Annotated in this window: 16 protein-coding genes; 2 read left to right on the top strand and 14 right to left on the bottom strand. The window is 69.7% G+C overall.

Annotated elements, in window-relative coordinates; translation table 11 throughout:
- Nucleotides 1-58 precede the first annotated feature (58 nt).
- The 5 genes from hutH to hutC all read right to left on the bottom strand — a co-directional run bounded on the left by hutH (nucleotide 59) and on the right by hutC (nucleotide 6,273).
- Complete coding sequence (hutH, locus tag RTK35_RS03840) at nucleotides 59-1,591, bottom strand: histidine ammonia-lyase (protein ID WP_044405477.1); 1,533 nt, start codon at nucleotides 1,589-1,591, stop codon at nucleotides 59-61.
- Between the two features lie 6 nt (nucleotides 1,592-1,597).
- Nucleotides 1,598-3,268, bottom strand: coding sequence for a urocanate hydratase (hutU, locus tag RTK35_RS03835; RefSeq protein WP_316907429.1), 1,671 nt, complete (start codon nucleotides 3,266-3,268; stop codon nucleotides 1,598-1,600).
- A gap of 38 nt (nucleotides 3,269-3,306) precedes the next feature.
- Nucleotides 3,307-4,632 (bottom strand): YjiH family protein, encoded by a 1,326-nt coding sequence (locus tag RTK35_RS03830; RefSeq protein ID WP_316907428.1) that lies wholly within the window; start codon nucleotides 4,630-4,632, stop codon nucleotides 3,307-3,309.
- 319 nt (nucleotides 4,633-4,951) lie between these two features.
- On the bottom strand, nucleotides 4,952-5,524 hold the full coding sequence (locus tag RTK35_RS03825) for a HutD family protein (protein WP_316907427.1): 573 nt from the start codon (nucleotides 5,522-5,524) through the stop codon (nucleotides 4,952-4,954).
- Complete coding sequence (gene hutC, locus RTK35_RS03820; protein WP_069559931.1) at nucleotides 5,521-6,273, bottom strand: histidine utilization repressor; 753 nt, start codon at nucleotides 6,271-6,273, stop codon at nucleotides 5,521-5,523. The genes RTK35_RS03825 and hutC overlap by 4 nt, the downstream gene beginning before the upstream one ends.
- Nucleotides 6,274-6,435: 162 nt before the next feature.
- On the opposite strand from hutC, the gene RTK35_RS03815 reads away from it, so the two are divergent.
- Nucleotides 6,436-7,794 (top strand): formimidoylglutamate deiminase, encoded by a 1,359-nt coding sequence (locus RTK35_RS03815; RefSeq protein WP_316907426.1) that lies wholly within the window; start codon nucleotides 6,436-6,438, stop codon nucleotides 7,792-7,794.
- A 16-nt stretch (nucleotides 7,795-7,810) separates the two neighbouring features.
- Here the strand turns inward: RTK35_RS03815 and RTK35_RS03810 are convergent, their stop codons facing one another.
- From RTK35_RS03810 to RTK35_RS03780, 7 genes are all read right to left on the bottom strand, one after another.
- Nucleotides 7,811-8,362 carry a lipocalin family protein gene (locus tag RTK35_RS03810; protein WP_316907425.1) on the bottom strand — a complete coding sequence of 184 codons (552 nt, stop codon included), beginning with the start codon at nucleotides 8,360-8,362 and terminating at the stop codon, nucleotides 7,811-7,813.
- On the bottom strand, nucleotides 8,362-8,616 hold the full coding sequence (locus RTK35_RS03805) for a lipoprotein (protein ID WP_044405457.1): 255 nt from the start codon (nucleotides 8,614-8,616) through the stop codon (nucleotides 8,362-8,364). Before RTK35_RS03805 ends, RTK35_RS03810 begins: the two co-directional genes overlap by 1 nt.
- A 69-nt stretch (nucleotides 8,617-8,685) precedes the next feature.
- Nucleotides 8,686-9,285, bottom strand: coding sequence for a DUF924 family protein (locus RTK35_RS03800; protein WP_316907424.1), 600 nt, complete (start codon nucleotides 9,283-9,285; stop codon nucleotides 8,686-8,688).
- A gap of 3 nt (nucleotides 9,286-9,288) precedes the next feature.
- Nucleotides 9,289-10,299: a class 1 fructose-bisphosphatase gene (locus RTK35_RS03795; RefSeq protein WP_316907423.1), complete on the bottom strand. Its 1,011-nt coding sequence runs from the start codon at nucleotides 10,297-10,299 to the stop codon at nucleotides 9,289-9,291.
- 159 nt (nucleotides 10,300-10,458) lie between these two features.
- Nucleotides 10,459-12,108, bottom strand: a complete 1,650-nt coding sequence (locus tag RTK35_RS03790) for a histidine kinase N-terminal 7TM domain-containing protein (protein WP_316907422.1) — start codon at nucleotides 12,106-12,108, stop codon at nucleotides 10,459-10,461.
- A gap of 183 nt (nucleotides 12,109-12,291) precedes the next feature.
- Nucleotides 12,292-13,656, bottom strand: a complete 1,365-nt coding sequence (locus tag RTK35_RS03785; RefSeq protein WP_316907421.1) for a DUF3999 domain-containing protein — start codon at nucleotides 13,654-13,656, stop codon at nucleotides 12,292-12,294.
- A complete protein-coding gene (locus RTK35_RS03780; protein WP_316907420.1) occupies nucleotides 13,653-17,345 on the bottom strand; it encodes a DUF2339 domain-containing protein in 3,693 nt (1,230 codons plus the stop codon). The genes RTK35_RS03785 and RTK35_RS03780 overlap by 4 nt, the downstream gene beginning before the upstream one ends.
- A 238-nt stretch (nucleotides 17,346-17,583) precedes the next feature.
- Between RTK35_RS03780 and RTK35_RS03775 the strand changes: the two genes are divergently transcribed.
- On the top strand, nucleotides 17,584-17,982 hold the full coding sequence (locus RTK35_RS03775; RefSeq protein ID WP_069559939.1) for a YkgJ family cysteine cluster protein: 399 nt from the start codon (nucleotides 17,584-17,586) through the stop codon (nucleotides 17,980-17,982).
- A gap of 67 nt (nucleotides 17,983-18,049) precedes the next feature.
- Here RTK35_RS03775 and RTK35_RS03770 read toward each other — a convergent pair whose 3' ends face one another.
- Both RTK35_RS03770 and cptA read right to left on the bottom strand, forming a co-directional pair.
- The gene (locus RTK35_RS03770) at nucleotides 18,050-18,958 is read right to left on the bottom strand and encodes a DUF808 domain-containing protein (protein ID WP_172434871.1); all 909 of its coding nucleotides are present in this window, start codon (nucleotides 18,956-18,958) and stop codon (nucleotides 18,050-18,052) included.
- 192 nt (nucleotides 18,959-19,150) lie between these two features.
- Complete coding sequence (gene cptA / locus RTK35_RS03765) at nucleotides 19,151-20,935, bottom strand: phosphoethanolamine transferase CptA (RefSeq protein ID WP_316907419.1); 1,785 nt, start codon at nucleotides 20,933-20,935, stop codon at nucleotides 19,151-19,153.
- Nucleotides 20,936-20,965: the final 30 nt, after the last annotated feature.

The raw sequence follows: 20,965 nt of genomic DNA, 5'->3' as shown, positions 1-20,965 counted from the left end.
GTTCTTGTCATGCAGAGGCAGGCATGGAGCCGCCCCGGGACCGGGGCGGCGAAGGGGCTCAGAAGCTCGGCAGCAGGCCGGCCGGCACCAGGGCGTTGAGGCAACCGCTGGCCAGCAGGTCGCTGGCGGCCTCGATGTCGGGGGCGAAGAAGCGGTCCTCCTGGTAGTAGGGCACCTGCTGGCGCAGGGTGGTGCGGGCCTGCTCCAGCTTCGGCGAGGTCTTCAGGCCGGTGCGGAAGTCCAGCCCCTGGCAGGCCCCCAGCCACTCGATGGCGAGGATGCCGCGCACGTTCTCGGCCATGGCCCAGAGGCGCTTGCCGGCGTTCGGCGCCATGGACACGTGGTCCTCCTGGTTGGCCGAGGTGGGCAGGCTGTCGACGCTGTGGGGATGGGCCAGGGCCTTGTTGTCACTGGCCAGGGCGGCAGCGGTGACCTGGGCGATCATGAAGCCCGAGTTGACCCCACCGTTCTCCACCAGGAAGGGCGGTAGCTGGGACATGTGCATGTCCATCATCAGCGAGATGCGCCGCTCGGACAGCGAGCCCACTTCGGCGATGGCCAGGGCCAGGTTGTCGGCGGCCATGGCCACCGGCTCGGCGTGGAAGTTGCCGCCGGACACCACGTCGCCTTCCTCGGCGAACACCAGGGGGTTGTCGGAAACCGCGTTGGCTTCGATCTCCAGCACCTCGGCGGCCTGGCGCAGCTGGGTCAGGCAGGCGCCCATGACCTGGGGCTGGCAGCGCAGGGAATACGGGTCCTGGACCTTGTCGCACTTCTCGTGGGAGCGGGCGATCTCGCTGCTGGCGGTGAGCAGCTCGCGGTACGCCGCCGCCACGTCCACCTGGCCGCGCTGGCCACGGGCGGCGTGGATGCGCGCGTCGAACGGTGCCCGCGAGCCGAGCATGGCCTCGACACTGAGGCTGCCGCAGACGGTGGCGGCGGCGAACAGGTCCTCGGCCTCGAACAGCCCGCGCAGGGCGTAGGCGGTGGACGCCTGGGTGCCGTTGAGCAGCGCCAGCCCTTCCTTGGCGGCCAGGGTCAGCGGCTCCAGCCCGGCGATGGCCAGGGCCTCGCGGGCGGGCAGCCATTGGCCCTTGTGGCGGGCGCGGCTCTCGCCGAGCAGCACCAGGGACATGTGCGCCAGTGGCGCCAGGTCACCGGAGGCACCGACCGAGCCCTTGAGCGGGATGTGCGGGTACACCTCGGCGTTAAGCAGCGCCACCAGGGCGTCGATCACCGTGCGGCGGATGCCGGAGAAGCCGCGCGCCAGGCTGTTGACCTTGAGCAGCATGATCAGCCGCACCATAGCGTCGTCCAGCGCCTCGCCGACTCCGGCGGCGTGGGACAGCACCAGGGAGCGCTGCAGCTTCTCCAGGTCATGGGGGGCGATGCGGGTGGAGGCCAGCAGGCCGAACCCGGTGTTGATGCCATAGGCGGTGCGGCCCTCGGCGATGATCGCTTCGACGCAGCCGACGCTGGCGGCGATGGGCGCATCGGCCGAGGCGTCGAGGGTGATGCGCTGGGGCTGCTGGAAGGCGGCGCGCAGCTGGGCCAGGGTCAGGTGGCCGGGAGTGAGGTGCAAGGCATTCATTTCGGCTTATTCCCCCTTGCCGATCATGGGCAGGTTCAGGCCCTGCTCGCGGGCGCAATCGATGGCCACAGCGTAGCCAGCATCGGCATGGCGCATGACGCCGGTGGCCGGGTCGTTGGTCAGCACGCGGGCGATGCGCGCGGCGGCGGCGTCGGTGCCGTCGCAGACGATCACCACGCCGGAGTGCTGGGAGAAGCCCATGCCCACGCCGCCGCCATGGTGCAGCGACACCCAGGTGGCGCCGCTGGCGGTGTTCAGCAGGGCGTTGAGCAGCGGCCAGTCGGAGACGGCGTCGGAGCCGTCGGCCATGGCTTCGGTCTCACGGTTGGGGCTGGCCACCGAGCCGGAGTCCAGGTGGTCACGGCCGATCACCACCGGGGCGGACAGTTCGCCCGAGCGCACCATTTCGTTGAAGGCCAGGCCCAGCTTGGCGCGCAGGCCCAGGCCGACCCAGCAGATGCGTGCCGGCAGGCCCTGGAAGGCGATGCGCTCGCGGGCCATGTCCAGCCAACGGTGCAGGTGGGCGTCGTCGGGGATCAGCTCCTTCACCTTGGCGTCGGTCTTGTAGATGTCCTGCGGGTCGCCGGAGAGCGCGGCCCAGCGGAACGGACCGATGCCCCGGCAGAACAGCGGGCGGATGTAGGCCGGGACGAAGCCGGGGAAGTCGAAGGCGTTGGTCACGCCCTCGTCCTGGGCCATCTGGCGGATGTTGTTGCCGTAGTCGAAGGTGGGGATGCCCTGCTTCTGGAAGTCGAGCATGGCGCGCACGTGCACGGCCATGGACTGCTTGGCGGCCTTGACCACGCCGGCCGGGTCGGTCTGCGCACGGTCGCGGTACTGCTCCCAGGTCCAGCCGGCGGGCAGGTAGCCGTTGAGCGGGTCGTGGGCGCTGGTCTGGTCGGTGACCATGTCCGGGCGCACACCCCGGCGCACCAGCTCCGGGAGGATCTCGGCGGCGTTGCCGTGCAGGGCGATGGAGATGGCCTTGCCTTCGGCGGTGTAGCGGGCGATGCGCGCCAGGGCGTCATCGAGGTCCTTGGCCTGCTCGTCCACGTAGCGGGTCTTCAGGCGGAAGTCGATGCGGCTCTGCTGGCACTCGATGTTCAGCGAGCAGGCCCCGGCCAGGGTCGCGGCCAGGGGCTGGGCGCCGCCCATTCCGCCCAGGCCGGCGGTGAGCACCCAGCGGCCCTTGAGGTCGCCGTTGTAGTGCTGGCGGCCGGCCTCGACGAAGGTTTCATAGGTGCCCTGGACGATGCCCTGGCTGCCGATGTAGATCCAGCTGCCGGCGGTCATCTGGCCGTACATGGCCAGGCCCTTGGCATCCAGCTCGTTGAAGTGTTCCCAGGTGGCCCAGTGCGGCACCAGGTTGGAGTTGGCGATCAGCACGCGGGGGGCGTCGGCGTGGGTGCGGAACACCCCCACCGGCTTGCCGGACTGCACCAGCAGAGTCTCGTCGTCGCCGAGCTTCTTCAGGTTGTCGACGATAGCGTCGAAGCATTCCCAGTTGCGTGCGGCGCGGCCGATGCCGCCGTACACCACCAGCTCCTTCGGGTTCTCCGCCACCTCGGGGTCGAGGTTGTTCATCAACATGCGCAGCGGGGCTTCGGTGAGCCAGCTCCGGGCGTTGAGGGTGGTGCCGCGCGGGGCGCGGATCTCGATGTCGCGGTACTTGGTCATGGCAGTCTCCAGCGAAGGTGGATGGATGTTCGGGCGGCTCACAGCCAGCCCAGGAATTGCGCCAGGTAGGCCAGCGGCACGCTGAACACCAGGCTGAGAAGGGTGCGCTGCAGCCAGACCAGCAGCAGGTCCCGCAGGCGGAGCGGGATCCGCGTGGCCAGCACGCAGGGGATCGAGGCGGACAGGAACAGCACGCTGCTGACGGACACGATGGCGGTGACGAAGCGCACCAGCACGTCGGCGTCCTTGAGCAGCATCGCCGGCAGGAACATCTCGGCCAGGCCGGCGGCGAGGGCGCGGGCCACCACCATCGGCTCGCCCAGGCCCAGCAGCCAGGTGACGGGATAGAGCAGCAGGCCGACGGCGTCGAACAGCGGCGTGTAGCGGGCGGCCAGCAACCCGAGGAGCCCGACGGCAAGGATGCTGGGCAGAATGGCGGCGGTCATGCGCAGGCCATCGATGAAGGTTTCCCGCAGGGCCGACGCCAGCGTCGGGGCCTGGGCCGCCTGCTCCAGCCCAGCGCGCCAGGCACTGGCCAGGCGGCTGGCACCGGGTGCCAGCGGCGGTTCGGCCCGGCCCTCGGACGGCAGCCGCGACAGCGGATAGATCCGCGCGCTGACGGCGGTCACGGCGAAGGTCACCAGCATGGCGCCCCAGAAGTAGAGGTTCCATTGCCCCATCAGGCCGAGGGTCTTGGCGATGATCACCATGAAGGGCGCCGACACCGTGGAGAACCCGGTGGCGATGATGGCGGCCTCGCGCACGCTGTAGTGGCCCTGCTGGTACATGCGGTCGGTGATCAGCAGGCCGACGGAGTAGCTACCGACGAAGGAGGCCACGGCGTCGATGGCCGACTTGCCCGGGGTCCGCCAGATGGGGCGCATCACCGGCTGCATCAGCACGCCCACCAGCTCCAGCAGGCCGAATCCGATGAGGAACACCAGCGCCAGGGCCCCCAGCGGCACGATCAGGGCCAGGCTCAGCACCAGCTTTTCGAAGAGGAACGGCAGCATGCCCGGCTCATAGACGGCGGCGGGGCCCGCCTGGAACAGGTAGGCGACGCCGACCAGCAAGCCGACGCCCTTGAGGACGCTGAACACCAGGTGGGTGAGGCCCTGGCGCCAGCGCCCGCTGCGCCAGGGCTCGATGGCACCGTAGAGCATGAAGAGCAACGCCAGGCCGATGACCAGCGGGCGCGCGTGCACCTGCAGGGCCGAGGCGGCGTGGTCGATCAGGATGGTGGAACGGCCGGCGATCTCGAACGGGACGAAGAACAGCACGAGGCCGATGGCGCTGTAGCCCAGCAGGCGGGCGAGTGCCAGGGCGCGGTTCGGCTGTGCAGTCGCTGAAAGGTTGCCAGGCATCGCGCGTCTCCGGTTACAGGGTGTTCAGGGTTCAGGAACAGACACGTATCTACTTGTACATACAAGCATATGCAATTCAGGGACCAACCCGCTCCGCTGCGCCTGCATGACGGCGAGAAGCGCCGGATTACCTGGGCTCGGGCAGGCATCCCCGGTTTGCACGGACGCAACCGATCCGACCGCTACCTGGGGCAGCGGCGCATCATTCGGGAGCAGCACCGCACACCGTTGAGGCGTTCGGTAACAGTGGGAGGCAGGCAGACGGGGGTGCCCGACAAGGGCGAGCAGCGTGGGGAACGCAGGGAAGGTCGGGCGCGCCTCAGCGCGCCAGCAGCTCGATCAGGCAGAGGGTGCCGGTCCCCTCGAGACGGACCTCGGTCAGGCCGCCCGAGCGCTCCAGGTGCAGGCAGTCGTGGCGCTCCAGCAGCGGGCCGCCCTGGAGGCCGGCGCCTGCTTCGGCGGCGAACAGCAGCAGGTGGTCGGCATCGCTGAACAGCGACTGCGGCCCGTCGAGGCGCAGCCACTGCAAGCGGGCGGCGTAGCGCGCGGGGGCGTAGATGAGGTTGAAGTCGCGGATCGGCCCGTCGATGAGGGTGCAGTCCACGGCCGCCCCGCCGTCGAAGGCGAAGGCATCCAGGGGGCCCAGGTCGCGGGAAGGCTGGCCGTCCACGGTCAGGCGCATGCCGGCACCTTCCAGCACGGTGATGACGCGCTGGTAGCCGGTGAAGGCGGAAAACGGGCCGGACTGGCCGACATCGGCGATGGACAGGCGCCAGCCGAAGCCGTCGAGGCCGTCCCCGGCATCCCGGAGGATCTCCAGGGTGGAGCCGGCGCCGTTCTTCCACGGCATGCGCGGGTAGTCGGCTGCCTTGAGCAGGCGGATGCGGTTCATGAGCCGAAGCGTCCTTCGAGGCGGTAACGCGAGCCGGGGTACAGCAGGCGGGCGCTGGTGACGGTGTTGCGCCCGGACCAGGTGCGGCGGCGGATCAGCAGGCAGGGCTCGCCCCGTTCGATCTGCAGCAGGCGGCACTCGTCGGCGTCGGCGAGGATGGCCTCCACCACGTGCTCGCCCTCGGTGAGCGGGGCGATCTGGGACAGGTAGGCGTGGGGCGTCTGGCGGGTGAAATCCTGGGCCAGGTAGTCGGGGGCCACGGCGGGGTTCACGTAGCGGTCCTCGATCTGCACCGGCACGTCGTTCTCGAAGTGCACGATGCGCGAGTGGAACACCCGCTGGCCTTCGCGCAGGTCCAGCGCCAGGGCGCGCTCGGGGCCGGCCTGCTCTTCCTGCAGGCTGACCACCACGCAGTGGTGACGGTGGCCACGGGCAGCGATTTCCTCGGCGATGTTGTGCACCTCGAACAGCGCAGCCTGGCCCTTGGGCTCGGCGACGAAGGTGCCCACGCCCTGCATGCGCACCAGCAGGCCGTCGGCGGTCAGCTCGCGCAGGGCACGGTTGATGGTCATGCGGCTGAAGCCCAGCTCGCTCACCAGCTCGCTCTCCGACGGCACCCGGTAGTGCGGCGGCCAGGCGCCGGACTGGATCTGCTGGGTGATCATCTGCTTCACCCGGGCGTACAGCGGCGCGGGGGCGTCACCGATCTGGGCGGCCAGGGAGGACGGCGCGGAGGGCGATGGGGACACGGGAATCTCCTTGTGGAAACGGCGGGCACCAGGCAGGCACCCGCTACCGGCATGTACCGGATTCGACACCGGCGGACAAGCACGGACAGGCGCAAGTTTACGGCGCCCCACAACGTCTGTATATGTATATACAAATAAGACCACTCACCGGGAGCCCGCGCCATGCCTGCCTTCCACGCTGAACGAGCCCTCCTGCCCTCGGGCTGGGCACGTAATGTCCGCTTCGAGGTCGGGGCTTCCGGCCTGCTTGAACAGGTCCTCCCCGATGCCGGTTCCGAGGGCGCCGAGCGGCTCCATGGGCCGGTGCTGCCGGGCATGCCCAACCTGCACTCCCACGCCTTCCAGCGGGCCATGGCCGGTCTGGCCGAGGTGGCAGGCAACCCCAATGACAGCTTCTGGACCTGGCGCGAGCTGATGTACCGCCTGGTGGGCCGCCTCAGCCCCGAGCAGATGGAGGTGATCGCCCGCCAGCTCTACGTGGAGATGCTCAAGGCCGGCTACACCGCCGTGGCCGAGTTCCACTACGTTCACCACGACCCGGCCGGCCGGCCCTATGCCGACCCCGCCGAGCTGGCGCTGTGCATCAGCCGCGCCGCCCGCGACAGCGGCATCGGCCTGACCCTGCTGCCGGTGCTCTACAGCCACGCCGGCTTCGGCGGTCTGCCGCCCAACGAGGGCCAGCGCCGTTTCATCCACAGCACCGACAGCTACCTGGCCCTGCAACAGTGCCTGCGCGAGGCACTGCCGGCGGACCAGGGGCTGGGGCTGTGCTTCCACTCCCTGCGGGCGGTGACGCCCGACCAACTGGCCACGGTGCTGGCCGCCGAAGACGGGGCCCGGCCGATCCACATCCACATCGCCGAGCAGCAGAAGGAGGTGGACGACTGCCTGGCCTGGAGCGGCCGTCGTCCCTTGCAGTGGCTGTACGAACACGCGCCGGTGGACCCGCGCTGGTGCCTGGTGCACGCCACCCATGCCGAAGCCGATGAGGTGCAGGCCATGGCCCGCAGCGGTGCGGTGGCGGGTCTGTGCCTGACCACCGAGGCCAACCTGGGCGACGGGATCTTCCCGGCGGTGGACTTCCTCGCCCGGGGCGGGCGCCTGGGCATCGGCTCCGACAGCCATGTGTCGGTGAGCGTGGTGGAGGAACTGCGCTGGCTGGAATACGGCCAGCGCCTGCGTGACCAGCGGCGCAATCGCCTGTATCGCCCGGAGCAGCCCCAGGTGGGTCGCACCCTGTTCGACGCGGCCCTGGCCGGCGGCGCCCAGGCCCTTGGCCAACCGGTGGGGGCACTGGCCGAGGGCAGCCGGGCCGACTGGATCGTGCTGGACGGCACCGACCCCTACCTGGCCACCGCCGAGGGGGATGCGCTGCTCAACCGCTGGCTGTTCGCCGGCGGCGACCGTCAGGTGCGGGATGTGATGGTGGGCGGGCGCTGGGTGGTGCGCAACGGCCACCACCCTGCCGAGGAAGCGACGGCCTGGGCCTTCGCCGAGGTGCTGCGGACCGTCCTGGGCTGAAGGCCCGCCGCCGGGGTCAGGGCATCTGGCTGTCGGGCGTACGCCAGATCAGCCGGTCGGTGTCGTAGCCCTGGGACTGGGCCAGGCGCACCAGGCGCGCGCGGGTCTTCTCCGAGACCACCGGGGTGCGCGAGAGCATCCACAGGTATTCGCGGTTCGGGTTGCCCACCAGCGCGGTGGTGTAGCCCTCGTCCAGGTAGAGCACCCAGTAGTCACCCTTGGCGAGGTTCGGGAAGAGCCGGGTGAAGACGTTGTCGAAGCGCACCCAGAGCTTGTCGGTCTGCCCCTCCACCTGAGGCACGGCGTAGCCGCGTGCCTCCTGCCACTCGCCCTCGGGGGTGCGGCAGCGGTTGAGCACGCCGACGCGGCCCTCGCCTTCCAGGCTGTAGTGGGCCTCGGACTGGGCGCAGTTGCGCTGGAAGAACATCGGCAGGCGCGCCAGCTCGTACCAGGTGCCCTGGTAGCGCTGCAGGTCCACCTGCCCGGCGGTACGCGGCGGTTCCGCCGGGCTGCCGGTGCCGGCGCAGCCGGCCAGCAGCAGGGCGGCAGCAAACAGGGTCCGGCGCATCATTTCAGCCCCTTGCCCTGGTACATCACCACCTTGTCGGCGGCGAACTGGATGCTGATGAAGGTCTGCTGGTCACCCCAGGTGCAACTGGTGAGGCCGACCGCGCCGGAGCACTCGGTGGGTTCGCCGATCAGTTGCTCCACCTCGGTCTTGGCCATGCCGGCCTTGATCTTGGAGTAGTTCTCCTGGTTGATCTTGTTGCACGCGGCGAGTGCGACGCAGACGGACAGCAGGGCGAGGATACGCAGGCGCATGGATGACTCCGTTCAGGGGTAGGAACGCCGCAAAGCTTGGCACAGCGAGGCGGCGGATGCCCATTGGATTCAGAAGCGCGAGCCGGGTTCCTCGAGGAAACGCAGCTCCGCCTCGGTGGAGGCGCGCGAAAGGATGGCGTTGCGGTGGGGAAAGCGACCGAAGCGGGCGATCACCGCACGGTGCCGCTCGGCGTAGTCCAGGTAGCTGTCGAAGGGGCCGCGCTCGGCCTCGGGCAGCGCATCCCGCAGGGCGGCGAAGCGCTGCACGGCTTCGTCCTGCAGGGCCAGGTCCTCGGCGTGCTCCAGCACCAGGTAGGCGAAGACGCGGCGGATCGGCGGGAGCTGCCGGTCCCAAGCCTGCGCCAAGCCATCGCGAACCTGCTCGCGGGCCAGGGCATCGCCGGCAAAGGCGCGGGGCTGGTCGCGGAAGATCATGCGCGGCAACTGGTCCAGCAACAGCAACCGGGCCAGCCAGCCGTCCGGGCACTGGCCCCACTCGGCGAGGCCGCCGGCCAGGGCCTGCTCCACCAGCGGGCCGAAGCGCTCCCCGGCCTCGCGGTCCTGGCTGTCACGCTTGCCGAACCACAGGCCCTGGCGGCTCGCCACCACCTCGCTGGCCGGGGCCTCGGGCCCGAACCACCAGTCCAGCAGCGGCTGCCAGGGCTGCATGGGTTACTCCAGGTGGTAGCCGGTGACCCGGGCCACTTCTTCCCTGGAGCCCAGGAACACCGGCACACGCTGGTGCAGGGACTCGGGCTGGAGGTCGAGGATGCGCTGGCGACCATTGGTGGCGGCACCGCCGGCCTGCTCGATGATGAAGGACATCGGGTTGGCTTCGTACATCAAGCGCAGCTTGCCGGGCTTCTCCGGCTCACGGGCGTCCCAGGGGTACATGAACACGCCGCCACGGGTCAGGATGCGGTGCACGTCGGCCACCATGGAGGCGATCCAGCGCATGTTGTAGTTCTTGCCCAGCGGGCCTTCCTTGCCGGCCAGCATCTCGCCCACGTAGCGGCTCACCGGGGCTTCCCAGTGACGCTGGTTGGACATGTTGATGGCGAATTCGGCGGTGGTTTCCGGCACGCGGATGTTGTCGTGGGTGAGCACGAAGGAGCCCAGCTCGCGGTCCAGGGTGAAGCCCTTCACGCCGTCGCCCAGGGTCAGCATGAGCATGGTCTGCGGGCCATAGATGGCGTAGCCGGCGGCGACCTGCTGGGTGCCGGGCTGGAGAAAGGCCTGTTCGTTCAGGCTGTCATTCTGCGAGAGGTACTTATCCGGGCAGCGCAGCACCGAGAAGATAGTGCCGACCGAGACGTTGACGTCGATGTTGGAGGAGCCGTCCAGCGGGTCGAACACCAGCAGGTACGCGCCCTTGGGGTACTTGCCGGGGATCTGGTAGGCGTTGTCCATTTCCTCGGAGGCCATGCCGGCCAGGTGGCCGCCCCATTCGTTGGCTTCCAGCAGGATCTCGTTGGAGAGCACGTCGAGCTTCTTCTGCACTTCGCCCTGGACGTTCTCGGTGCCCATGCTGCCCAGCACGCCACCCAGCGCGCCCTTGGACACCGCGTGGCTGATCTCCTTGCACGCACGCGCCACCACCTCGATGAGGAAGCGCAGATCGGCAGGGGTGTTGTGGCTACGGGTCTGCTCGATCAGATAGCGACTGAGGGTAACGCGGGACATGAATTGGCTCCGGATGGAATGGGGAAAAAACGCGCGCAGTTTAGCGCGACTCGCGGCGCATTGCTTCACGCCAGGCGACACGGCGGACGGCAGGCAGGGCCCTGACGAAGCGGCGCCGAAGGATCAGACGCGACACGGGCGCACAGGTTCAGTGACGGCTCAGGACGAAAGGCTCGCCAGGCTGCAGACGCGGTTGCGGCCATTGCGCTTGGCCTCGTAGAGGGCGGCGTCGGCGATCTGCAGCAGCTCGTCAAGGCCCTGCCCCTGGCCCGGCCAGACCGCCAGGCCGGCGGACAGGGTCACCCGCAGCTCGCCGTTGCGGGTCACCAGGGCGGTGGTGGCCAGTTCACGGCGGATCGCCTCCAGGCGCTCGGCCGCCTCGTGGGCATCGGCCCCGGGCATCACCAGCAGGAACTCCTCGCCGCCGAAGCGGAATACCGCATCCGAGCTGCGCAGGCTGCACTCCAGGTAGCCGGCGACGCCCTTGAGCACGTCGTCCCCCACCAGGTGGCCGTGGCGGTCGTTGAGCTGCTTGAAGTGGTCCAGGTCGATCAGCGCCAGGGCGATCGGGCTCTGCTCGCGCAAGCCACGGGCCATCTCGCGCTCGAAGAACTCACTGAGGTAGCGGCGGTTGTAGAGGCCGGTGAGCGGGTCGCGCAGGGCCTGCTGGCGCAACTGCTCGTGGAGGCTGGAGATGGTCCGCAGTCGTTCCTCGCTGGTGGCCAGGGCCTCGGCCAGCTGCAGCTCGCTGCAATGCCGCGCTGTGACGTCGCGCAGGTAGATCATCCGCCCCAGCACGTGGTTGCCGGTGCGGGTCAGCCGCTCGATGGCCCGGCAGCGCACCTCGAAGTAGCGCTCCGGCGCCTCCAGGGTGAGCATCGCCTCCAGGTTGCCCGACTCCTGCAACAGCGCCTGCAGCGGCTGGCCGACCACCGGCCACTCCGCCAGCACCCGGCCCTGCCAGCCACCGCGCAGACCGGCCAGGCGCAGGGCCGCCGGGTTGGCCTCGATGACCCGGCCCTTGGCATCCACCACCAGCACCGGGTCGGGCAGCTCCTCCAGCAGCAGGTGGCGCGCCACCGGCATCAGGTCGAACAGGCGCACACCGACGATCAGCCAGGCGAATGCCGCCAGGGTGAAGGCGAAGCTGAAGGGGGTCGGATCGAACCCGAACAGGGTCCAGCCGAAGATCACGTAGGACGCATTGGCGACCCAGGGCACGCAGGTGACGAAGACGAACGCCAGGTAGTGCCGGCGGTGCAGGCCGTGGCTGGCCAGCACCGCGCGCGCCACCACGTAGAGGCAGAACAGCATCTGCAGGTAGACGTAGACCGCCACGCCGTGGAACAGCACCCCGTGCTCATAGCGCACCGGTGCGCCGGGCAGGTCGCTCAGCGGCGACGTGCCCGGCCCGTAGAAGGCCTGGTGCCAGGGGTTGCTGGCCGCCAGCGCCCAGGCCAGCAGCGGCGCGATGGACAGCGCCAGGTAACGGCGCGGCGACAGGGGCTCACGGATGCTGTTGACGTACTGCCAGAGAAACACCGCCCAGAGCGTCGGTACCCCGACAATGCCCGGCCAGGCCATGGTGGCCCACAGCACCTTGCACGAGGCGCCCTCGGCAGCCAGCTCCAGGCCGGCGGCCCCCAGCCACCAGAGGATGCCCAGGTGCATGAGGATGAAGCTGGCGCGGCCGGGGAAGTAACGCTGCCGGCCGACCCAGCGCGCCAGCAGGATGACCCCGACCGCCACCACCCCGGTGAACAGCACCGGCGGCGTGAGGCTCCAGCCCGGGATCGAACACAGGCTCACCGACGCGCTTCCAACGGGCGAGCGGCCCCGGCATGCCGGACAAGGGCATGGGGCAGCGGGGAGGAAGCGCGTTTCACGGCGTCGGAACCTGTCTGGAAGGGAGGCGCGGCCCATGCCGCGCGACCGGACAAAGATACAGCAAAAAGCCACCATTCATGTGACAGATGGTGGCAATAACGCCGCTTATACGCCCTTGTTCTGGGTGCGCAGCAGGCTGACCGCCATCATCACCAGCAGCCCCACGCCCAGCAGCAGGACGGCCCACAGGCCGAAGCGCTTCCAGTCGGTCTGCTCGGCCTGGACGGCGGCCTTCTCCTCCGCCACGGCCTGGGTGACGCGCAGGTCGCCCTCGATCCGCGCCTGGCCCATCTTCGCCAGCGAGTCGTTCCGCAGGCCGGGCACCAGGGTGCCCAGCGGCAGCGCCGAGGACGTGGCCGCCGGGCGCCCGACGGCCAGCACGAAGGGGCCGGTGCCCCGCGCGAGGAACACCACCTCGGTGGCACGCATGCCCACCTGCAGCGCCGGGCCCTGGGTGCCGAAGCCGCCGGCACGCAGGTCCACTTTCAGGCGCACCTGCTGGATGCGGTCCCAGCCGGAGAGGATCAGCTCGTCATGGACGTTTTCCTTGCCCTCCCCCGGCAGGCGGTAGAGCAGGCCCGAAGTGAGCGGCCGCCACTGGCCGGCCGGGTCGTTGCGCGATTGCAGCTGGACCGGTGCCAGGGTGTTGGGCTGCTCCAGGGCGAAACGCAGGCGCTCGGCGGCGATGGGCAGCGGCAGGTCCCAGCGGTACTCACCCTCCCCTTCACTGCGCGCCGGCAGCGGATCGGACCAGACCATCGGCGCCGGACGGCTCTCGCGGCTGGCCGTGGTGACCCGCGCGGCGGACAGCACCGGAGCCTCGGCGTCCAGCCACAACAGGCGCAAGTAGCGGGCGGGCTGGCCCGGCAGCGCCACTTCACGCTGGTCGATGCGATCCCCGCCGAAGCTCAGCCGGGCCAGTTGGCCGGTGCCCCAGGGGCGCCAGTCCTGCAGGTCGTCGCTGGCCTCGATGGAGAAGCGCTGGAAGCCCTCCTCGCCCGTCGTCCAGTCCAGCACCAGGCGCTCCAGCGGGCCCTGGGCGGCGCTGGCGTCCAGCAGCCAGCCGCGCAGGCGCTCGCCCGGTGCGGCGGGCTCCTCCGGCACCACTTCCACCAGGGTGCCGGTGGTGCTGCGCTCCACCCGTACGCGGGGCGCGCTGTCCACATTGGCCGGGCCACGCAGGGGGAACCACTTGAGGTCCAGCGCCTGCTCGGTGCGGGCGGTGCTGCCTTCGCTGCGAGTCAGCGAATAGGCCAGCGGCTCGCCCTCGGCGTTGAACACCCGCAGGTCACGCAGGTCGCCATGGGCTGCTGCCAGTTGCAGGGCCATGGGCAGCTCCAGGCGGTACCAGGGGCCTTGCCCCTCCACCTTGAGCGGCACCTGGGCGGTGTAGTCGGCGAGTTTCTCGGCGGCGAACGCCGGGCTGGCCACTGCCAGGCAGGCGCCCAGCAACAAGGTTAGACGACTCATGTACTGACCTGCTCCGTTTCAGCGGCGCCCCGCTTGGGCGGCAAGGGCGCGAAGTAACCGACGACCAGCAGCAGCACGCCGACGCCGATGAAGGAAATGATGCGTTCCAGGCCGCCCCGGTTGCCCAGTTCGACGAAGAACAGCTTGGCCACCACCACGCCGATCAGCGCCGCGCCCACCAGCCACAGCTCGCGGTGCACGCGGCGGTGGCCGCCAACCATCAGGCCGAGGGCGATGGTGGTCCAGACCAGGGACAGCCCCGCCTGCACCAGCATGGAATCCAGCTGGGCCTGCAGGGTGAAGGGCACGCCGCCCCAATGGTGGGCGGTGCGGAACACCACGGCCGTGGCCAGGGCGAACAGCGAGGCGCCCACCACCACCTGGGGCAGCCAGCGCTCCACGTCTTCGCCCAGGCCGAACTCGGACAGGTAGTCGCGCAGCCACAGGCTGACCCCCAGCAGGGCGAACAGCAGGCCCAGCTCCAGCGGGTTGACCAGCGGCAGGTAGGGCAGCGGATCGGCGCTGCCGTCGCTCCAGGCGTTGGCCACCCAGAACCAGCCGAGCATCATCAGCGCCAGCGGCAGCGCGGCCCACAGGCGGTACTCGCGCGGGTGCGCGGACACCGGCCAGGGCAAGCGCGGCAGGCGGGTCATCGCCAGCAGGTAGAGGCTCGGCAGCAGCGCCCAGCCCAGCCAGCGCCAGGCGTTGTAGTGCTCGGAAAGCAGCAGGAGCAGGTAGCGCAGCTCCAGCGCCAGCACACCGAGGATCAACCAGCAGCCGAGCACGTGGGCGGCACTGCGCGCGCCCTCCGGCAGCAGGTCATGCAGGCGCTTGAGCACCAGCAGGTGAGCGGCGAACACCAGCCCCCAGCCCAGCCAGCCGAAGTCGGCCGCCGGGTGGTAGCGCGGCGTCCAGGCACCGAGCAGGGCCACCAGCGCCGCCGGCACCAGCAGCAGGCAGAGCAGCGCCAGGCCTTCCCAGCGCTCACGACGCGCCAGTTGCGACCAGGCCGCCACGCTCAGGGCCGCCAGCACCAGTGCCAGGGGCACGCGCAGCGCCGGCTCGGCGAAGCGGATGATCTCCGACAGCCCCGCCAGGGCCCACCAGCCGGCACTCCACACCAGCAGCAGCTGGGCCAGGTGGCCGAGGCTGACGCCCGGCAGGCGCGGGTCTTCGCGGCGGTGCTCGCGGTGCAGGCGCCAGGCCCCCACCAGCGCCGCCAGGGCCAGCACGGCCGGCGTCCAGAAGCCGGCATGGGCCAGCGGGCGCAGCCCCTCGCTGCTCAGCTCACCCAGCAGCAGCGGGCTGACCGCCAGGAAGGTGATGCCGGCCACGGCCTGCAGCCCCAGGCCGAAGACGAAGCTGGCGCGCAGTTGCAGGTGCAGGCTGAGCCAGATGATCAGCAGGCCGCTGCCGCCCCAGACGGCGGCGGCCGAGCGCCACGGCAGGACGAACAGCACCGCCAGGTTGATGAACACCAGGCCCGCCAGCAGCACCACGGACATGCCACGCAGCAGGCGCGCGTCGTCGCGCACCATCTCGTCCCGCGCGGCCACCAGCATGCCGCCGATCAGCGCCAGGCCGATCAGCGAGGCGGTGATCAGGCTGCGCCAGCCCAGCGCGCCGCCGGCGCCCAGGCTGTCGCGGTCGATGCCCAGCAGGAACACCGCCCCACCCAGCAACTGCACCGCAAAGGCGGCGAAGAGGAAGGTGCGCGAACGCAGGCACAGGCCAGCGAACAGCGTGGCCAGGCCGGCCAGCGCCCAGGCGATGGCGGTGCCTTCGGCGTACCAGCACAGCGGCGCGATCAGGTAGAGGAAGCCCAGGCCACAGGCCGCCAGCACCGGCTGCAGGCCAGGCTCGTGGCTGCGCAGGCGGTCCGCCGGGGTGATGCGCAGCTGCCAGTAGCTGAACAGGCCGGCCACGCCCAGCATCAGGGCGCCCAGGGGCGCGCCTTCCAGCAGGCTGTTGCGGCCCAGCTCCAGGCCGCTGATGAAGGCCAGCGCCGCGCCGGCCTGCAGGGCCAGGGCGAAGGCGCGGGCCAGCGGGCGACCCTGGCGCAGGCCGAGCCAGAAGATGCCGGCCCCTTCCACCGCCCAGGCGGCGGAGGTCCAGCGGGCGTCCAGCCCCAGCGGGATGGCCAGGGTGCCGAACACCACGCCCAGGGCCAGGCAGGTTTCCACCAGCAGCAGTGCGCGGCCGGCGGTGCGCCCGGCCACCAGGCGCGCCAGCACCATGTAGAACAGGCCGAGGGCCAGGGCGCTGAAGGCGGCACCGAATTCCAGGTGGCGGATCACCGCGTACTGCAGGCCGAAGCCCACCAGCGGCGGGCCGAACAGCACGGTGGCGTCGAGGTAGTCACCCTGGCGGACCGACCAGTTCAGCAGCGCGTCACGCTCCGTCGGTGCGTTGGCCGCCTCGCGCAGGCGCCGACGGGCGAACAGCAGGCCGATGGCCACGTACATCAGGAAGAACAGCACCAGGAAGGGCTCGGTGCTGGCGAACAGTTCCGGCGTGTAGGAGCGCATGCCCCAGGCCATGCCGATGCCGAAGGTGCCGACGAAGCCGATCAGGTTGAGCAGGCGCCAGGCCTTGAACCAGGCGATGGCGAAGATGCCGGCATTGAGCAGGGCGAAGTAGGAGAACAGCGCCACATGGTTGCCGCTGCCGGTGGAGGTGAGGATCGGCGCGGCGAAACCGCCCAGCGCCGCAGCAGCGGCCAGGCCGAGTGCATCCTGCAGCACCGCGAGTACGGCCGAGCACAGCGTGACCACCACCAGCAGCACCAGCGCGGCCTTCGGGTCCAGCAGCGGGTGCAGGCGCATGGCCGCGAACACCGTCAGGTACAGCACCGCGATCCCCGCGCCCTGCAGCATCAAGGCATAGGAGGGGTTGCGGCGGCGCAGCCACCAGCCGAGCCCCAGCAGGGCGATGGCGGCCGCCGCCACGCCGGCGTAGCGCACCTGGATCGGCACCACCATGCCTTCGGTGGCGTAGCGCAGCAGGAAGGCCAGGCCGAGGAACAGCAGCAGCACACCGATGCGCAGGACGGTGTTGCCGCCGAACAGCCAGGCCTTGGCCGCGGCAAAACCGCGCTCGAACAGCGAGGGCTCGTGGCGGTAGGCCGGTTCGCGGCGGGGCGCCGGAGCATGCCGGACGATGGGGCGTGGTGCAGGTTGCTCCGGTTGCTGAGGCGCCGCTTCAGCGGCGGCAACGGGTTCGGGGAGGGGCTCGAGGGTCCAGTCCAGCGGCGCTTCGGGCGCGGCAGGCCCCTCGGCGGCGACCTGCGCGGCCACGGGCGGCTCCACGTCGGCCGGCAGTTCCCAGACCAGTTCGGTCTCTTCAGGCTGCGGCTCGGGCCGGGCGGTGACCTCGGGCTGAGGCGCAGCGGCGGGCGTTTCCACCGCCGGGGTGGGCGGCGCGTCGGCCGCCGGGGCGCGGGTCGGCCGCTCGGCGGTGCGTTTCTCCACCTCCAGCAGGCGCTGGAACAGGGCTTCGGTGCCCTTTTCGAAGCGGGTGGAGAATTCGCGGAGTTCCTTCTGCAGGCGGGCATTTTCCTGCCCCAGGCCCTGCAGGCGGATCGCCTGCCCCAGGCCGAGGCCCATCAGCCCCCCCAGCAAGGCGCCGGTGATCGATTCACCAGCCGCCGCCCCCATGGCCAAGCCGACCAGCATGAAAATCCATTGCATGCGCTGTCTTCCCGAGAGTGAGAAAGTCGCCGTGCCGGCATCGAGGCCGGGCCTTGCGGCGATGCGCCAGTATATTCGGCGCAAGGTGCCGCTCCCTACAGACGAATGCCGGTTGCCTCACAGACACAGCAATTTCACGGAAATTCGGGCCGTCACGCGCCGGTCGGCGGCGCGCTGTTCACAAATTGGCCAATCCCGCTATGATGCGCGCCCCTCCAAGCCCTGACCCTGCCCTGACATGAAGACCCTGCTGATCGTCGGCGCCGATCTCGATCGCACCGAAACCTGGATCCGCTACGAGAAAAGCATGTGCCACGCATGCGTTTCCAGCTGCTGCACCATGCCGGTGGAAGCCCGCCTGAGCGACCTGATCCGCATGGAGCTGGTGGACGAATTCGAGCGCGGCGAGCCGCTGAAGAACATCGCCAAGCGGCTGATGAAGGACGGGGTGGTGGAGCGCTTCAACCAGAAGACCGGGCTCTTCACCCTGACGCGGATGAGCAACAACGACTGCTACTTCCTCAACCGCAAGACGCGCCTGTGCAGCATCTACGACAAGCGCCCGGAAACCTGCCGCAACCACCCGAAGATCGGCCCCCGCCCCGGCTACTGCGCCTTCAAGCCGATCGAGGCCTGATCGCCCTCGCCCCAGGCGGGGCTCCTGCAGCCCGGGCTTCCGCCCGGGAACGCGCAGCGGCTGAAGGTCAGCCCTTGCCCAGCACCTTCTTCACCAGGCTCACGCCCATCAACACCACGGCGCCGGCGAGGATGCCGACCACGCCGTTGACCAGGGTCGGGACGGCCACGCCCATGGAGCCGGCAGCCTCGGCCAGGTGATGGATGGGTTCATGGGCGGCGGGGATACCGTGGGTGAGGATGCCGCCACCGACCAGGAACATCGCGGCGGTACCGATCACCGAGAGCGCCTTCATCATGTACGGCGCGGCCCGCAGGATGCCGCGACCGATGGCCTGGGCCGTCGCACTGGCCTTGCGCACCAGATAGAACCCCAGGTCGTCGAGTTTGACGATGCCGGCCACCAGGCCATAGACGCCCACGGTCATGATCGCGGCGATGCCCACCAGCACCGCGACCTGCACGGCGAAGCTGGACTCGCTGACGGTGCCGAGGGTGATGGCGATGATTTCGGCCGAGAGGATGAAGTCGGTGCGGATCGCGCCCTTGATCTTGTCCTTCTCGAAGGTCACCAGGTCGACGTCGCTCTTGGCCAGGGCGTCGACGTGCTCGGCATGGGCCTTCTCGTCGTCCTCGGCGCTGTGCAGCCACTTGTGGGCGAGCTTCTCGAAGCCTTCGAAGCACAGGTAGGCGCCGCCCACCATCAGCAGCGGGGTCACCAGCCAGGGGGCGACGGCGCTGATCAGCAACGCGGCCGGCACCAGGATGGCCTTGTTCACCGCCGAGCCCTTGGCCACGGCCCACACCACCGGCAACTCACGCTCGGCCTGCACGCCGGAAACCTGCTGGGCATTGAGCGCGAGGTCGTCGCCCAATACGCCGGCGGTCTTCTTCGCGGCGACCTTGGTCATGAGGGAAACGTCGTCGAGCACGCTGGCGATGTCGTCGATCAGGGTGAGCAGGCTGGCTCCGGCCATGGGGGAATCCTTCGTCGGTTGGGCGGTGGAACGCTGGGGCGGCATGATGCAACAGTGCCCTGCCCCATTCCATGCACGGGATGGAAAAAACCGACAAAAAAGACGCCCTCACCGCTCATGGAAGAGCGGCGCGATCGGACGAGGGGGTGAAACGAAACGGCCCGCGTCATCCGACGCGGGCCGCTGGGGGGGTCAGCCCCGGGTGCTGGGCGGGCCGCTCTTGAGCGGCACCTCATCGCCCTCACGGGCCACCTCCACCGGGGCGGGCGCCTTTGGCTTCGGCTTGATCAGGCTGAAGTCGATCAGCGACTTGGGCTGGCCGGGGTCGCCGATCAGCCGCGGGCGTTCCTTGAACGCGGCATTCACCACGCTGCGGCTGGGGTCGAAGGTGTCGAAACGCAGGCCCGCCAGGTCCGCCCAGGTGTAGATCAGCGCGCTGCTGCTCAGCGGACGCGACTCGACGCCGGCCACTTGCTGCGGGTGGTCACGCTTCCACTTCGGGCTGGTCCAGACCATGAAGGGGATGGTGTACATGGGCGAGGTGGGCGCCGCCTCGTTGCGACCCAGCACCGTGGGGTGCTCGGGGTCGAACACCGCCTCACCGTGGTCGGACAGGTAGAGCAGGAAGCCGTTGGGGTCGGTGGCCTTGAAGCGCTCGATCAGGGTGGAAACCACGTGGTCGTTGAACAGCACGGCGTTGTCGTAGCTGTTGTAGGTGGGCAGCTGGTCGTCGGTGACGTTCGGCGGCACGCCCTGGCGGTCGGTGAAGCGCTCGAACGCTTCCGGGTAGCGGTACTGGTAGCTCATGTGGGTGCCCAGCAGGTGCACCACGATGAACTTGCGCGGCGCGTCCTCGGCCAGGACCTTGGAGAACGGCTCGAAGACGTCATCGTCGTACTGGCGGGCGTTCTGATTGCGGTTGTTGTTCAGGTAGAACTGCTCGTCCGCCTGCTTGGAGAAGGTGGTGAGCATGGTGTTGCGCTTGGTCAGGGTCTGCTGGTTGGTGATCCAGTAGGTCTTGTAGCCGGCCTGCTTCATCACGTTGACGATGGAAGGCGTGGACAGGTAGGCGTCGGGGTGCTGCTCGTCGGCGAAGGTCAGCACCTGCTGCAGCGCCTCGATGGTGTAGGGACGCGGGGTGACGACGTTGTCGAACACCTGCAGTTCGCTGCGCAGGCGGTCGAGGTTGGGCGTGGTGGCGCGGGGGTAGCCGTACAGGCTCATGCGCTGGCGGTTGGTGGACTCGCCGATGACCAGCACCAGGGTGGCCGGTGCGTTGCCGAGACTGTCCTTCAGGCCCGGCAGGGTGGCCACGGCGCGGTTGCCTTCCAGCAGGTCCTGCATGTTCGACAGTTGCTGGCGGTACTGGCGGTAGCCCACGGCCAGTTGCCAGGGCACGGCCGGCTCCAGGCGCTTGTCGATGGCGTCCATGGCCTCGGCCATGTTGGCGTTCACCACCATCTGCCGGGTCACCGGGTAGCCCAGCAGGGCGATGCCCAGCACCAGGCTGGCCACCCAGGCGGTACGCCGGGGCAGGTGGATCGGCCGCAGACCGCGCCACAGCAGCCAGGCCACGCCGGCGTAGGCCAGCACCACCAGCGGGATCCACCAGGCGAGGTACTGGGTCAGGTACTCGCTGGCCTCGGCGGTGTTGGACTCGAACATGATGAAGATGACGCTCTGGGAGAACTCCTGGCCGTACACCAGGAAGTAGAAGAACGCCGGCAGGGAGGCGAGCCACAGGACCACGCCGATGACGCCGGCGATCAGCCGGGTACGGGCGGGGAACAGCAGCACCGGGATCAGCCACAGGCCGCTCAGCAGGAAGGCCTGGCGGAAGCCGGTGAAACCACTGGTGCCGGTGGCGAGGATCAGGGTCTGGGTGAGGCCTGAGAACAGCCAGAAGTACAGGAACAACCGGCCAATGCCGGCCCAGTCGACCTTTCCATGCTTCCCTGCAACCTGCGCTTGCGACATACAGACTCCCCAGTTCGAGCTTCGGGTACC

The sequence above is a fragment of the Pseudomonas sp. zfem003 genome, assembly GCF_032621675.1.
GTDB classification, from domain to species: domain Bacteria; phylum Pseudomonadota; class Gammaproteobacteria; order Pseudomonadales; family Pseudomonadaceae; genus Metapseudomonas; species Metapseudomonas otitidis.
Note: the sequence above shows the minus strand (reverse complement) of the source record. Positions and strands in the feature narration are given on the sequence as shown.